This is a genomic window from Pseudomonas sp. Cab53 (genome assembly GCF_018325965.1).
Lineage (GTDB): Bacteria > Pseudomonadota > Gammaproteobacteria > Pseudomonadales > Pseudomonadaceae > Aquipseudomonas > Aquipseudomonas chlororaphis_E.
In genome coordinates this window covers 1,985,998-2,000,217 of the sequence record NZ_AP021902.1, presented here as the reverse complement: position 1 = coordinate 2,000,217, position 14,220 = coordinate 1,985,998, and the positions used below count along the sequence as shown (strand labels likewise).

The 14,220-nt window shown below is 65.3% G+C and carries 9 protein-coding genes; 3 read left to right on the top strand and 6 right to left on the bottom strand.

What is annotated here, in order from left to right:
* Positions 1–73: 73 nt before the first annotated feature.
* The 5 genes from KI241_RS08710 to KI241_RS08690 form a co-directional block, all read right to left on the bottom strand.
* Positions 74–688 (bottom strand): response regulator transcription factor, encoded by a 615-nt coding sequence (locus KI241_RS08710; RefSeq protein WP_042732779.1) that lies wholly within the window; start codon positions 686–688, stop codon positions 74–76.
* Between the two features lie 113 nt (positions 689–801).
* Entirely contained in the window at positions 802–1,236 is a 435-nt protein-coding gene (locus tag KI241_RS08705) for a response regulator (RefSeq protein WP_212803577.1), read from the bottom strand.
* A 158-nt stretch (positions 1,237–1,394) separates the two neighbouring features.
* Complete coding sequence (locus tag KI241_RS08700) at positions 1,395–4,628, bottom strand: transporter substrate-binding domain-containing protein (RefSeq protein WP_212803576.1); 3,234 nt, start codon at positions 4,626–4,628, stop codon at positions 1,395–1,397.
* Between the two features lie 381 nt (positions 4,629–5,009).
* Complete coding sequence (locus tag KI241_RS08695) at positions 5,010–6,344, bottom strand: SidA/IucD/PvdA family monooxygenase (protein ID WP_212803575.1); 1,335 nt, start codon at positions 6,342–6,344, stop codon at positions 5,010–5,012.
* A 148-nt stretch (positions 6,345–6,492) separates the two neighbouring features.
* Entirely contained in the window at positions 6,493–6,975 is a 483-nt protein-coding gene (locus KI241_RS08690; protein WP_042732749.1) for a sigma-70 family RNA polymerase sigma factor, read from the bottom strand.
* 392 nt (positions 6,976–7,367) lie between these two features.
* Between KI241_RS08690 and KI241_RS08685 the strand changes: the two genes are divergently transcribed.
* Genes KI241_RS08685 through KI241_RS08675 form a run of 3 tightly spaced genes read left to right on the top strand, consistent with a single transcriptional unit; the run spans position 7,368 to position 11,895 of the window.
* Positions 7,368–8,519 (top strand): efflux RND transporter periplasmic adaptor subunit, encoded by a 1,152-nt coding sequence (locus KI241_RS08685; RefSeq protein ID WP_042732598.1) that lies wholly within the window; start codon positions 7,368–7,370, stop codon positions 8,517–8,519.
* On the top strand, positions 8,520–10,490 hold the full coding sequence (locus KI241_RS08680; protein ID WP_042732599.1) for a MacB family efflux pump subunit: 1,971 nt from the start codon (positions 8,520–8,522) through the stop codon (positions 10,488–10,490).
* Positions 10,491–10,500: 10 nt separating this feature from the next.
* Positions 10,501–11,895: an efflux transporter outer membrane subunit gene (locus KI241_RS08675; protein ID WP_123578627.1), complete on the top strand. Its 1,395-nt coding sequence runs from the start codon at positions 10,501–10,503 to the stop codon at positions 11,893–11,895.
* Positions 11,896–12,377: 482 nt separating this feature from the next.
* Here KI241_RS08675 and KI241_RS08670 read toward each other — a convergent pair whose 3' ends face one another.
* Positions 12,378–13,994 carry a hypothetical protein gene (locus tag KI241_RS08670; RefSeq protein ID WP_042731634.1) on the bottom strand — a complete coding sequence of 539 codons (1,617 nt, stop codon included), beginning with the start codon at positions 13,992–13,994 and terminating at the stop codon, positions 12,378–12,380.
* Between the last annotated feature and the right edge of the window lie 226 nt (positions 13,995–14,220).

Below are 14,220 nucleotides of genomic sequence, written 5' to 3'. Positions count from 1 at the left end.
GCGTTCCATTAAAAGAACGATCCCCCTGTGGGCGCGAGCCCGTTCACGCCCGCCGCTGCCTGGCAAAAAGTGCTTAGAGATGATTGCGCTTGGCGAAATCCGAGAGCCCCACCAGCGATTTCAGCCCGAGCTTTTCCAACAGGCGGGTCTTGTAGGTGCTGACGGTCTTGGGGCTCAGGAACAGGCTTTCGGCAATGTCCTTGCCGCGCATCCCCATCGCCAGCATGCGCAAGATGGACAGTTCCCGCGTGGAGAGGCTTTCCAGGGCCTGCTGTTCGGTGCGCTGCTGGAAGTCGAGGCGCACGGACAATTGTGGAAAGTAGGCATAGCCGGACTTCAACGCATGGATGGCCTTGATCAGTTCCTTCAGGTCGCTTTTCTTGGTCACGAAGCCCCGCGCTCCGGCCGAGATGCAACGGTTGCAGAAATGCTGGGCATCCTGGGCGGTGAACACCAGCACGCTGCACGCGGGAAACTGGCCCATGATCCAGACCAGCAGGTCCAGACCGTCGAAACCGTTCATCACCAGGTCGAGGATCACCAGGTCTGGCGCGCCCTCCTTGATGAGGTCCCTGGCATCGGCCACGCCACTGGCATCCCTGACACGGTGGAAGCCTTCGTTCTGGCAAATGAGCCGCAGCGCCCCTCGGATCACAGGGTGGTCATCCACGATCAATACGTCTTTCAAGGCTGTTCCCCAGTCAATATAAAAGGCGCCGATGCCATGTTTGCAGCGGACTGTTCCACAGGTGACTGGCCTTGCCACCTGTCAGGGCCGACAGTGCGGACCAACGGCCCACCTCAACCACCACGGCCTTGCCTCAAGGACCGTCCCCAGGGTTGCATCGGCTCGCTGGCCGGGGGATCGACCCGCTCCGTCACCCGCCGCAACGCGGCCAGGTCAGGCAACGGGGCGTGACTCAGGTGCAGGCTGGAACGGCGCACGGCGGGCACCGGCGACAGGCCGATCTGCTGCACGTTGTAGAGCATGGCGTGACGCACCTGCGGGTTGTAGAGGATGAAATCGTGCAGGTCCAGCGCCCCCTCCGCCAGCCCGGCGTTGACCACCACCAGGTCGAAGGGCTCGCTGCCGTACTCCACCAACGTCAGCAGCGCTTGCACGTCGCTCACCGGGACAATCCGGAAGTAGCCCTGTTGATTGAACAGGCGTTCCAGCACGATTCGATGGGTATGTTGAGTGTCGGCAATCAGGATACGTAGTGCTTTATTCGGCATGGCAGGCATTCCAATAGCAACGCGCCCGGCGGGAACCGGCTCGTAAACAGTAAGGGGCGTCAGGCTAGAGGAAGCTTTTGAGAGGCGCTGTAGGACTATTCCCAAATTGAAGAAGGACGCATTCCTCATGACGTTGGGATTCGTCCCAGTAAACCCTTTCATGCGCCCCCCGGACCGGGCATCGCGGCCATGTGTCGCGCCAGTCGCTGCGCCAGTTGCTCCATGACCACGCGCAGGTCTTCCACGGCGGGCGCCAGTATGCTCCGGTCGGCGGCGCGGCAGGCGCTTTCCAAGGCTTCACAGGCGTCGATCAGCGGCTGGGCGTTGATCATCCGCGCGCCGCCCTTGATCCGATGCGCCAGGTCCGCCAGGCCCGGCAAGTCGCGCTGATCGGACAGGCGCAGCAGCCGGGCTTGATCTTCGACATGGCTGCTGAGCAGTTCGCGCAGCAGCTGCCTGAGAGAGTCGGTGTCGCTGCCGGTCAGTTGTTCGAGGGTGGACAGGTCGAAACCGGCGCTGGGCGACGATGGCGCCGCCTCCGGCAGGACCTGGGCCAGACGCGCGGCGAGCTCCCTCAGGCCGATGGGCTTGAACAGGCAGTCGTCCATCCCCGCTTCGGCGCAGCGTTGCTTCTCTTCTGGCAGGGCATTGGCCGTAAAGCCCAGGAGCAGCGTTGCCGGCACGTTACGGGCGCGCTCCTCGGCCCGGATGGCGCGGGCCAGGTCGTAACCGCTCAACAACGGCATGTTGCAGTCGGTGATGACCACGTCGAAGGGTTCGCTGCGCCAGGCCCGCAGGCCTTGCTCACCATCCGCAGCAACCTGGACGTGGTGCCCCAGGTAGCTCAGTTGCTGGCTCAGCAGCAAGCGGTTGGCCGGGTAGTCGTCGACCACCAGGATCTTCAGAGCCCGAGCCGCCACCGCAGCCTCAGTCTCAGTCTCGGCGCGCGGCACGCCGGGCCGGGCGTCGAGCACCGGCAGGCTGAGCAGCACCTCGACCTGCGTGCCCTGTCCCGGCACGCTGCTCAACCTCAGGGTACCGCCCATCATTTCGCACAGGGTTCGACTGATCACCAGACCCAGCCCGGAACCGCCGCGGGCCGACGAGGCATTCTGACCGGCCTGGCTGAACGGGCTGAACAGCCGCCGCTGATCTTCAAGCGAAATCCCGCAGCCGGTGTCCTCGACCCGCAGGCACACGTCCAGGCGTTCACCCTTCAGGCCCGGTTCGCCGCGGACCTTCAGGCGGACCTCGCCCTGGTCGGTGAACTTGATGGCGTTGCTCAACAGGTTCGAGACGATCTGCTTGAAGCGTAGCGGATCGATCAACACATCGCGCTGGAGCGTGGCCTCCACGTCCAGCAGCAGACGCAGGTGTTTCTGTCGGGCCAGCCCGTCGAACATGCGCGCCATCGACTCGATCAGCTCATGCAGAGCGGCGCGTTCCGGCATCAACGTGAGTTTGCCGGACTCGATGCGGGCAATGTCGAGGATGTCGCCGATCAAGTCCAACATGCCGCGGGCCGCCGTTGACGCAACTTCGATGGCGGACCGGTCGACGACGCCCTGGTCGGCTTTTTTCTGCGCCAGCTCCAGCATGCCGATCACCGCGTTCATCGGTGTGCGGATTTCATGGCTCATGGTCGCGACGAAGGTGGTCTTGGCGCGGTTGGTGTCGTCGGCGCTTTGCTTGGCCACGCGCAACTGCTCCAGCAGGCGCCGCAGGTAGACGACCCAGCCCAGGGTCACCAGCAACAACAGCGCTGCGATGGCGAAGCCGCGCAGGATGGTCGTGCGGTTACGCAGCCAGTAGCTGTCATCGATCACCACTTCACTGCGCCAACGGTTGGTCAGTTCGTCCATTTCCTCGGGGGAAATGCTCAGCAGCGCCTTGTCCAGGATCGAATGCAGTTGCGTCGAGTCTCGCCGGGTCACCAGGGCCACGCGAGCCGGCAAGGTGCCGACGGTGCTGGTGACCTGCAACCGGTCGCGGTACTGGCGGGAAATCAGGTAGCGGGCGCTGATCAACGAATTGACCGCGCCCTCCACCGTGCCGGCGGCCACCATCGCCATGGCGTCGGCGGTGTTTTCAGCCGGCACCAGGTGCACGCCGGGAAAGGTTTCCGAGAGGTAGTCACGCAGCACGTTGCCACGGATCAGCGCCAGCCGCTTGCCGTCCATCTGGTCCAGGGTCAGCGCGACCTTGCGCGGCGTCACCAGCACGAACGGGTTGGTCAGGTACGGTCGGGTGAAGCGCAACTGGTCTTCCAGTTCGGGGCTGACGGGCGCGGCCGCCAGCACATCGGCCTGGCCACTGCGCACCTGCTCGATGAGCTCGTTGAGCGAACCGCCGCGCAGCAGATCGAACTTCAGGCCGGTGCGCAGGCTGATCCTGGCCAGCACGTCGGCGCTGATACCGCGCAACTGGCCCTGGTCATCGATGAACGTCAGCGGTGGGAAATGCTCGTTGACCGCCACCCTGATCCGCGGATGGGTGTCCAGCCAGCGCTGCTCCTTGACACTGAAATGCAGCGCCTGCTGCCCCGGCACGCTGGCGCCGCCGGCACTCCAGCGGCGCAGGATGCTCATCCGCTCGCCAGCTGGAATGGCTTGCAACGCGGCGTTGAGGATACGCAGCAGGCGCGTGTTGTCGCGGCTGACCGCGAAGGCGAACGGCTGCACCTCCAGGCGAGAGAAATCCGCCAGCTGGACATTGTTCAGGTAGTTCTTGCTGATCAGGTAATGGGCGCTGATCGAATCCCCCAGGTAGACGTCGGCCTGTCCGAACGCCACGGCGCCGATGGCGCTGAGGGTCGAGGGGTACAACTGCAAGGACGCCTCGGGATAAAACGCCTTGACGGTGTCCGGCGGCAAGTAGTGGTACAGCATCGCGACGCGCTTGCCCGCCAGGTCCGGCGGCAAGTCCTGGCTGTCGTCGGTGCGCGCCACGAGGGTAGGCAGGTCATCGGCATAGGCTTGGGACATCGCCAGGTCCGGGTCGCCGGCCTCGAAGCCATTGGCATTGCCGAGCAGGTCGATCTCGCCGCCACGCAGGGCCTGGAGCGATTCGGCCCGGGACGGATAGCGCTGGACCACCACCTGGACGTGCAAGAGCTGCCCCAGCAGTTGCGCATAGTCGGCGGTCAGGCCTTCGTAGTGGCGCCCGTCGCCGGTCATGCCGAACGGCGCATAGTCCGGCGCCGACTCGCCCAGCCGCAACGTGCCTTTCTGGCGCAGCCAGGCCCAGTCCGCCGCGCCCAGGGACACCGAATAATCGTCCACGTTCGAACGCCCGAGCACCTGCAACGACTCGGGCGCCGCCTCCACCGGTGGCGTCACACTCAACGAGCCCAGCAACAGCGCCGCCAGGCCTGTGCGTAGAAGCTGCATCATCGGGGTCAGGTTGTATCGCTTGGCGTAGTCGGCCCGGGACGCCGCCGACTGCGTTCGAGTCGGGACACCCGGCTGATGGGTTCAGACTGCCAATACGGGAGAACAGCGAACCGTCCATGGGCCTGTCAAATGGCGGCAGGCGTGGACTGAGTGTAGGAAATTTCTGAGGATTTGCCTGCCATGCAGCGCAAATTCAGGTGGAGCGCTTTCGCGGGCAAGCCCGCTCCCACAGGACTTTGGGTTTGCCTTGAGTCTGTGGTCGCCACCTAGCCCATTGTGGGAGCGGGCTTGCCCGCGAAAGCGGCCGCACAGCCAACATCGCCATCGACTGCCCCAGCGCATTCGCGAGCAAGCTCCCACGGGGAGTCTGGCAGTGGGCGGTTACGCCGACGCCAGGTGCAGGTCTGGCACCGGGCGCGCTTGCCCGCGGTGCTTGCCATGGTCATACAGCGAGCCGGCGATTTCATCGGCGCGCACCGGCAGGATCGACAGCAAGGTGTCGCTCAAGCCATGGCTGGCCTGGCAGAAGCCCTGCATGTAGATGGCCGCCTTGCAGCGTTCATCGGTGATCAACTTGTAGTGCCGGTCCACTTCGAAATCGCCCAGGTACGGCGCCAGCGGGGCCAGCAGCGAACGGTGCATCTGCCGCTCATAACCGGTGGCGAGCACCACCGCGTCGTAACGGCGCACGGTCAGTTCGCCGGTGGCGCTGTTGCGCACCGCCAGCTCGATACCGGCGTCGGTGGCCGTGGCTTTTTCCACGGTGGTCAGGGTACGGAAGGCATGGCGGGCCACGCCGGAGACTTTCTGGCGATAGAAAATCCCGTAGATGCGCTCGATCAGGTCGATGTCCACCACCGAATAGTTGGTGTTGTGGTACTCGTTGACCAGGCGCTCGCGCTCGCTGTGGGGCTGCTGGAACACCAGGTCGGTGAATTCCGGCGAGAACACCTCGTTGACGAACGGGCTGTCATCCGCCGGCTTCAGGGCCGAGCCACGCAGGATCATGTCGACATGGACCGACGGGAAGCTGTCGTTGAGGTCGATGAAAGCCTCGGCGGCGCTCTGCCCACCACCGATGATGGCCACTTTCATCGGCTGGCCGCTCATGCACGGCTGGGTTGCCATGCGCTCCAGGTATTGGGAATGATGGAACACCCGGCGATCGTCCTTGAACGCCTTGAACGCGTCCGGGATGCGCGGCGTGCCGCCGGCGCTGACCACCACCGAACGGGCGGTGCGGACGAATTCCTCGCCCTGGCTGTCACGGGAAATCACCCGCAGCGCCTCCACCTGCTGGTGGTGCAGCACCGGCTCGATACGCAGCACTTCCTCGCCATAGCGGCTCTGTTCGGCGAACTGCGCGGCGACCCAGCGCAGGTAGTCGTTGAACTCCATGCGGCATGGGTAGAAGGTGCCCAGGTTGATGAAATCCACCAGGCGCCCGTGCTGCTTGAGGTAATTGACGAACGAATAAGGGCTGGTGGGGTTGCGCAGGGTCACCAGGTCCTTGAGGAAGGAAATCTGCAACTCGCTCTGGGTCACCAGGGTGTTGCCATGCCAGCGGTAATCGGCCTGCTTGTCGAGGAACAGCACGTCCAGCTCGCCCTGGACCGGCCCTCGCTCCTGCAACGCAATGGCCAGTGCCAGGTTCGAAGGGCCGAAGCCAATGCCGATCAAGTCGTGAACGATGGGCGATGCAATTGCCTGTGTCATTCCAGTGTCCTCTGGAGAAGCCCCTCAACAGGGCGCGAAAAGCCTGGGGGTAACCGACCGGCCCGAGTGCAGGGCCGGCAAGTCGTCTGTTGAGAGGAACGAGGACAAGGAAAAAAAATTTACCGCTGCGCGAATCGCCAGCGGCAAATCAAGGCGTGTCCCACTGTCGCACCCGAACGCGACAGTGCTTCATGGCATTGACGATGTGCTTCTCCACCAGCGCCCGGGAAATGCCCAGGCGCTCGGCGATCTGCGGGTGCGACAAGCCTTCGAGCTTGCGCAACAGGAAACTTTCGCGGCACAGCGGCGGCAACTCGGCCAGGGCGCGCTGGAGCATGTCCAGGCGCTGGCCGTGATCGAGACAGGTGTGGGGCGATGGCGTGAAGAAGCGTTCTTCGCTGTCCAGCACGTCCAGGGATTCGACCTGGCGCAGGGTGTTGCGCCGATGGCCGTCGATCACCAGGTTCAACGCCGTGCGATACAGGAAGGCCCGCGGCTGTTCGATGGGCGTGTCGCTGGCGCGCTCCAGAACCCGCACATAGGCGTCATGCACCACATCCTCGGCCGCCTGGCGGCTGCCCAGCCTGGCGTTCAGGAAACACACCAGCTCGCGATAGTAGTTTTCCAACATGACTCCCGTGCGCAATGGCTGCGACCGCTATCCCTGTGTCCACTCGGCGTGCCTGGAACAGGCAGTGGCACGATAGTGGCAGATTCAATCGCGTAATTTATAGTAATTCTCATATAGATTTAAAGCTGTGGCGAGGGGATTTATCCCCGTTGGGGCGCGAAGCGTCCCCGTTGAGGGCTCCCTGGCGTATCAGACGCGAAGAGTTGACAAGTTTTAGGGGCGCTTCGCGCCCCAACGGGGATAAATCCCCTCGCCACATCATCGGCGCCTTCCTCAACCTGCTACCAAGTGTTTCAACCAGTAAATTCCCGCCCAAAACGCTCGTTTACCAGAACAGCCTCCCGTCCCTGCCCCTGCTACGACGGGCTTGAACCCATCGGCCGGAACCCTGCATGAAACGTCCCCGCCCTACCCGACGCGCCTGGCTCCTTACCATCACCCTGCTGCCCGCCGTCGCCTTCGCCGCCTGGCAAGCCGTCGCGCCGACGCCCACCGCCCGGGCGACCGCCGCCGTCAGCCGTGGCGACATCGAAAACAGCGTCACCGCCCTCGGCACCCTGCAACCGCGCCGCTACGTGGATGTCGGCGCCCAGGCGTCCGGACAGATCCAGAAGATCCACGTGGAAGCCGGCGACGAAGTGCGCGAAGGCCAGTTGCTGGTGGAAATCGATCCGTCCACGCAAAAAGCCAAACTGGACGCCGGGCGCTTCGCCATCGAAAACCTCAAGGCCCAGTTGCAGGAGCAACGGGCGCAACACGACCTGGCCCAGCAGAAATCCCGTCGCCAGCAACAATTGCAGGCCGGCGGCGCAACCCGCGAGGAAGACGTGCAGACCGCCCAGGCCGAGGTGCGGGCCACCCAGGCGCGCATCGACATGTTCCAGGCCCGGATCCGCGAAGCCCAGGCCAGCCTGCGCAGCGACGAAGCCGAGTTGGGCTACACACGGATCTACGCGCCCATGAGCGGCACCGTGGTCGCCGTCGGCGCCCGGGAAGGCCAGACGCTCAACGCGCAGCAACAGACCCCGCTGATCCTGCGCATCGCCCGGCTGACGCCCATGACGGTCTGGGCCGAGGTCTCGGAAGCCGACATCGGTCACGTCAAACCGGGCATGAACGCCTACTTCACCACCCTGGCCGGCGGCACCCGGCGCTGGAGCAGCAGCGTTCGCCAGATTCTCCCGGTGCCGCCGCGCCCCCTGGAAGCCAGCCAGGGCGGCAGCCCCACCGGTGGCCGCAGCGGCAGCGAGCGCGTGGTGCTCTACACCGTGCTGCTGGATGTCGACAACGCCGACCGCGCCCTGATGACGGACATGACCGCCCAGGTATTTTTCGTCGCTGCCCAGGCCCGCGACGTGCTCAGCGTGCCCACCGCCGCGTTGCAGGATGCCGCCGGCCAGGTGCTGGTGGTGGCCGATAATGGCGACGTCCAACCACGCACGGTACGCACCGGCATCAGCGATCGACTGCGCACCCAGGTGCTCGAAGGCCTGAATGAAGGCGAACGGGTGCTGATCGGCCCGGCGCCCGGCAGCGGAGGCTGAATGGACACGCCCCTGATCGAACTGCGGGACATCCGCAAGGCTTACGGCGGTGGCGACAGCCCTCGGGTGGAGGTGCTGCGGGGCATCGACCTGTCGATCCATGCCGGGGAATTCCTGGCAATCGTCGGGGCGTCCGGCTCCGGCAAATCGACACTGATGAATATTCTCGGCTGCCTCGACCGCCCCACCAGCGGCGAGTACCGGTTCGCCGGCGAAGACGTCGCCCGTCTGGGCAGCGACGAACTGGCCTGGCTGCGGCGCGAAGCCTTCGGATTCGTGTTCCAGGGCTACCACTTGATCCCGTCCGGCACCGCTCAGGAAAACGTCGAGATGCCGGCCATCTACGCCGGCACCTCGGCCGCTGAACGCCACGCACGGGCCCAGGCGCTGCTCGAACGCCTGGGCCTGGCGAGCCGCACCGGCAACCGTCCGCACCAACTCTCCGGCGGGCAACAGCAACGGGTGTCGATTGCCCGAGCGTTGATGAACGGCGGTCACATCATCCTCGCCGACGAACCCACCGGCGCCCTCGACAGCCAGAGCGGCATCGAAGTCATGGCCTTGCTCGATGAACTGGCGAGCCAGGGCCACGTGGTGATCCTGATCACCCATGACCGCGAAGTGGCGGCACGGGCCAAGCGCATCATCGAAATCCGCGACGGGTCGATCATCAGCGACAGCGCCAACGGCGCGCCCGCGACGCCCTGCGCCAACCCAAAGGCGTTGCAGGCCGTGGACCTGCGCCAGCGGCTGAGTGCCGGCAGCGAACACAACGGCGCCTGGAAAGGCGAACTGCTCGACGCCGTGCACGCCGCGTGGCGGGTGATGTGGATCAACCGTTTCCGCACCGCCCTGACCTTGCTCGGCATCATCATCGGCGTGGCGTCGGTGGTGGTGATGCTGGCGGTGGGCGAAGGCAGCAAGCGCCAGGTGATGGCCCAGATGGGCGCCTTCGGCTCCAACATCATCTACCTCAACGGCATCGCGCCCAACCCGCGCGCCACCAAGGGCATCATCAGCGAACAGGACCTGGCCGCCCTCGCCGCCCTGCCCGAGGTGCAACGCATCATGCCGGTCAACGGTGCCGAAGCCAGTGTGCGCTTCGGCAACCTCGACCACAAAAGCTACGTCGGCGGCAACGACACGCACTTTCCGCTTATCTTCAATTGGCCGGTGGTCCAGGGCAGTTACTTCAGCGATGCCGATGAGCGCAGCGCGGCGGCGGTCGCCGTGATCGGCCACAAGGTCCGGCAGAAACTGCTCAAGGACGTCGCCGACCCCATCGGCCGCTACATCCTGATCGAGAACGTACCGTTCCAGGTGGTCGGCGTGCTCGCGGAAAAAGGCGCCAGCTCCGGCGACTCCGACGCCGACAACCGCATCGCCGTGCCCTACTCCGCCGCCAGCGTGCGACTGTTCGGTAGCCGGCACCCGGAATACGTGGTGATCGCCGCCCGGGACGCCGGCAAGGTCCGTCAGGCCGAACAGGCGGTGTCCCGCACCCTGTTGCGCCTGCACGACGGCCAGCAGGATTTCGAACTGACCAACAACGCCGCGATGATCCAGGCCGAGGCGCGCACCCAAGGGACGCTGTCGCTGATGCTCGGGGCGATTGCTGCGATTTCGCTGCTGGTGGGCGGCATCGGCGTGATGAACATCATGCTCATGACCGTGCGCGAACGGACCCGGGAAATCGGCATTCGCATGGCCACCGGCGCCCGCCAACGGGACATCCTGCGCCAGTTTCTCACCGAAGCGGTGATGCTCTCGGTGGTCGGAGGCCTGGCCGGCATCGGCCTGGCCCTGCTGGTGGGCGGCGCGTTGCTGCTGGGCAAGATCGCGGTGGCGTTCGAATGGCTGGCGGTGTTCGGCGCCTTCGGTTGCGCCCTGGCCACCGGTGTTGTGTTTGGCTTCATGCCGGCCCGCAAGGCCGCCCGCCTCGACCCCGTCGCGGCCCTCACCAGTGAATGAATGCATGCCGATGAAAGCGCACCTGACCCTCCTGGCCGCCAGCCTGCTACTGGCGGCGTGCAGCACTCCGTTGTCGCCCCCGGACAGCGGCATCCAATCGCCATCGACCTGGCAGCACCTCGAAACTCCCGCCGCCGAGGCAGACAACCGGCAATGGTGGACGCAATTTGGCAGCCCACAACTCAATCGTCTGATCGAGCAGGCACGCCTGGACAGCCACGACCTCGCCGCCGCCATGGCACGGGTTCGCCAGGCCCAGGCCAACGCAGTGATCGCCGGTGCGCCCCTGCTGCCGGAACTCAAGGCCGGGCTCAACGGCACGCGCCAGGAACTATTGCGCGGCAAGGGCTACAGCCAACTGGACGTGGACCGGGACAACCGCTCGCTGGATTACTACGACGCCAACCTCAGCGCCACCTATGAGCTGGATTTCTGGGGAGGCAAACGCGCGGCCCGGGACAGCGCGCTGGGCACCCTGGCGGCCAGCCGGTTCGACCGGGCGACCGTGGAATTGACCCTGCTCAGTGGCGTCGCCAACAGCTACACCCAGGCGCTGTCCCTGGGCGAACAACGACGCATCGCCGAACTGAACCTGGCCAATGCCCAAAGCGTGCTCGACCTGGTGCAGACCCGCTACGACGCCGGCAGCGCCACCGCCGTGGAACTGTCCCAGCAGAAAGGCCTGGTGGCAGCGCAGCAGCGCCGGCTGCCGCAGGTGCAGCAACAGGCCCGGGAGGCGCTGATCACCTTGGCGACGCTGTTGGGGCAGCCGGTGCAGGCGGTCCGCCTCGATGCCGAGGACTTCGACCGCCTGCACTGGCCGTCCATCGACGCCGGCGTGCCCAGCGACCTGCTGCGCCGCCGCCCGGACATCGCCGCCGCCGAAGCACGCCTGAGCGCCGCCGAAGCCGACATCCGCGTGGCGCGCGCGGCAATGCTACCCTCGATGACCCTGGGCCTGAGCCTCGTCAGCGGTGCCGACATCGCCGACCAGGTGTTGCGCAACAACGTCTACAACCTCACCGCCGGCCTGGCGGCGCCAGTGTTCAACAACGGCCGCCTGAAAGCCGAACGGGACAAGGCCACCGCCCGCCAGGAAGAGCTGCTGCAAACCTACCGCGCGGCCATCATCAACGGCTTCGCCGACGTCGAAAAAGCCTTGAACGGCATCAACGGCCTGGAACGACAACGGCAGTGGCAAGCCGAAGAACTGCAACAGGCCCAGAGCGCCTTCGACATCGCCCAGCGCCGCTACCAGGCCGGCGCCGAAGACCTGCTCACCGTACTGGAAACCCAACGCACCCTCTACGCCGCCCAGGACATGAACGTGCAACTGCGCCTGGCCCGAGTCCAGGCCAGCGTGGCGCTGTACAAGGCGTTGGGTGGGGGGTGGCGGGTGATGTAACATCCCTCAACTCCTCAAGCCAAGCCACACACACCTGTGGCGAGGGGATTCATCCCCGCTGGGCTGCGCAGCAGCCCCAAACCGGCTCACTCAATACCCCTGACACACCGAGGTGCCGGCTCTGGGGCTGCTGCGCAGCCCAACGGGGATGAATCCCCTCGCCACAACTGCGTTCTCTTCAGCGCTGTTGAGGCTGCAATGTAGGACTCCCCAGCCAGGCTACATCGCCTTGCGCCGTGGCAAGCGAGCGCTGGGCATCCAGCAAATGATTTGAGTTGGCAGAACTGCTAGCAAACCGCGCCCTGGACATCGCCGCGCCGCGCTAAACGCATACCTCCAAGCCAAGTGACACCCGTGGCGAGGGAGCTTGCTCCCGCTGGGCTGCGCAGCAGCCCTAAGATCTTGCGGTCGCTGCGCAACCGAGCGGGAGCAAGCTCCCTCGCCACAAATAATTCCCGCCCCTGTTCATCCAATCAGAAAGGTTAAGCAGGCTTGGCCTTGAGATTGCGCGCATACCACGGTCGTTGCGGCACCCGGCGAAACAGTTCGGAGAGCTTTTTGTCATCGCTGCCGAAGGTGATGCGCAGGGCCAGTTTCATGGTTTCCGGGTCCATTTCCACCGAACGCCCCACTTGCAGCCCCGGCGTGGTGCTGCAACCGTGGGTGTCCGGGCCCAGCCAGGGGTCGGCAATTTCCACCCAGCGGCCCGGGGCGAACCAGGGTACGCCGTTGACGTCCAGGCGGCTCACTTCGCCGGGGTGGAAACGTTCGTGGGCACGAAACCAGTCTTCGAGACGATCATCGATCCAGCCGTGAAAGGACCAGAACACCGGGTTCACGTGGGAAGAAAACGGGTCGCCGAGAAAGTCGTTTTCCGCTGCATACCAGCGCTGGGCAAAGTCGGCCGGGTCACGGGCGAACGGCACCGGGTGGCCGTTGGACGGGTCCCTGGGCACCGAGGCCCAGCGCATGTGCAGCCAGTCGTGCAGCCCCAGTTCCATCTCCGAACCCAACTGGCCCAAGGTCAGTTTCGACAGGTAGCGCGGGTCACGGTAGCGCGATTCCCAGACCTGGAAATTGCTGTGGTAGGTCTCGGCCGTCTTGATGTCGCTCACCCATTGGGCGTACTGCTCGTCGCCGTCGGCCAGCCAGGTGGGCGGCAAGGCCGTGCCGTCGTGGTTGTCGAAATAGCGGGCGAACCCAATGCGATCACGCGCCAGTTCCGGTTGCGGCAACGGGAAGCGCGGCCAGGACGGCAACGGCTGGAACGAGCGCGCCGTGCCCAGCATGTGCCGGTGCATGAAGAAGAAGTCGATGCCCGAGCCGTTGCGATCCTTGCGCGGCCCGCGAGCGTCGCGCTCCTGGCCCCTTGGTCCGGGCTGCCAGCCGATGCCGCGCAAGGCGTTGCGCTTGTCTTCGTCCAGGGTGTGCCATTTGTCCCGCGTCGCATGCCAGAGTTGATGGAACAAGCGATGCTCGGGCGACACCAACCAGGCCAACAGCGCCGGGCTCAGTGGCACGCGGTCGCGGGCTTCGGGAAATGGCTGCTTGACGGCGATGAAGCGGTTGTCGAGTTCCGGCTGGGCCAGCGGACGATCCAACGACCACGCGCGCCCGCTGAGGGTCGCGGGGCCGGCATTGCCGAAACCGGCCCAGACTTCGTCCAGGGTCATGATGAATTCATAACGCGGCACGCCGCTCGCCCCATCGACCAGCCGCCAGCTCAACTGCCGGGGGTCGGTTCCGGCCAGGTCACCCAGCACCCGGTAGCGCGGCTCGCCGCCGCTGCGCAGCCGCTCGGCGGTGTCGAGGCAGCCCACCAGGCCACGGCCCTTGTGGGCGATGTCGAGGAAGAGCTGCAGATCGTCGTCCGGCACGCCCGCAAGGCCGGCCTCCTGCCCGCTGAAACGGATCGTCCAGATCCCCCGCAACGTATCCGCCTGACGCTGGCCCGCCACATTCGCCACATCGAAGGACGCCTCGCCGGGGGTGATGGTCGGGTCCGGGCGGGTCAGTTCGCGATGTCCGTAATACACCGCAGGCACAGCGGCACCGGTCAGTGCCAGGCCTGCCATGAACCCTCGTCGAGAAATCGTCATTGCCTTACCTGTGTTCAGCCCTGGGGTGGGCGTTATCCAAGCTAGGACGATGGCTGGGGGGACAAATTTAAAGACTGTGGGGGCCTCTTCGCGAGCAAGCCCGCTCCCACAAAGGTCAGCCACCTGGAGGAGATCCCCTGTGGGAGCGAGCTTGCTCGCGAAGAGGCCCTCCCAGACCGCTAAATTTCCCCACCGATCACTCGTTCTTCCCAGACAGCAAAGGCGA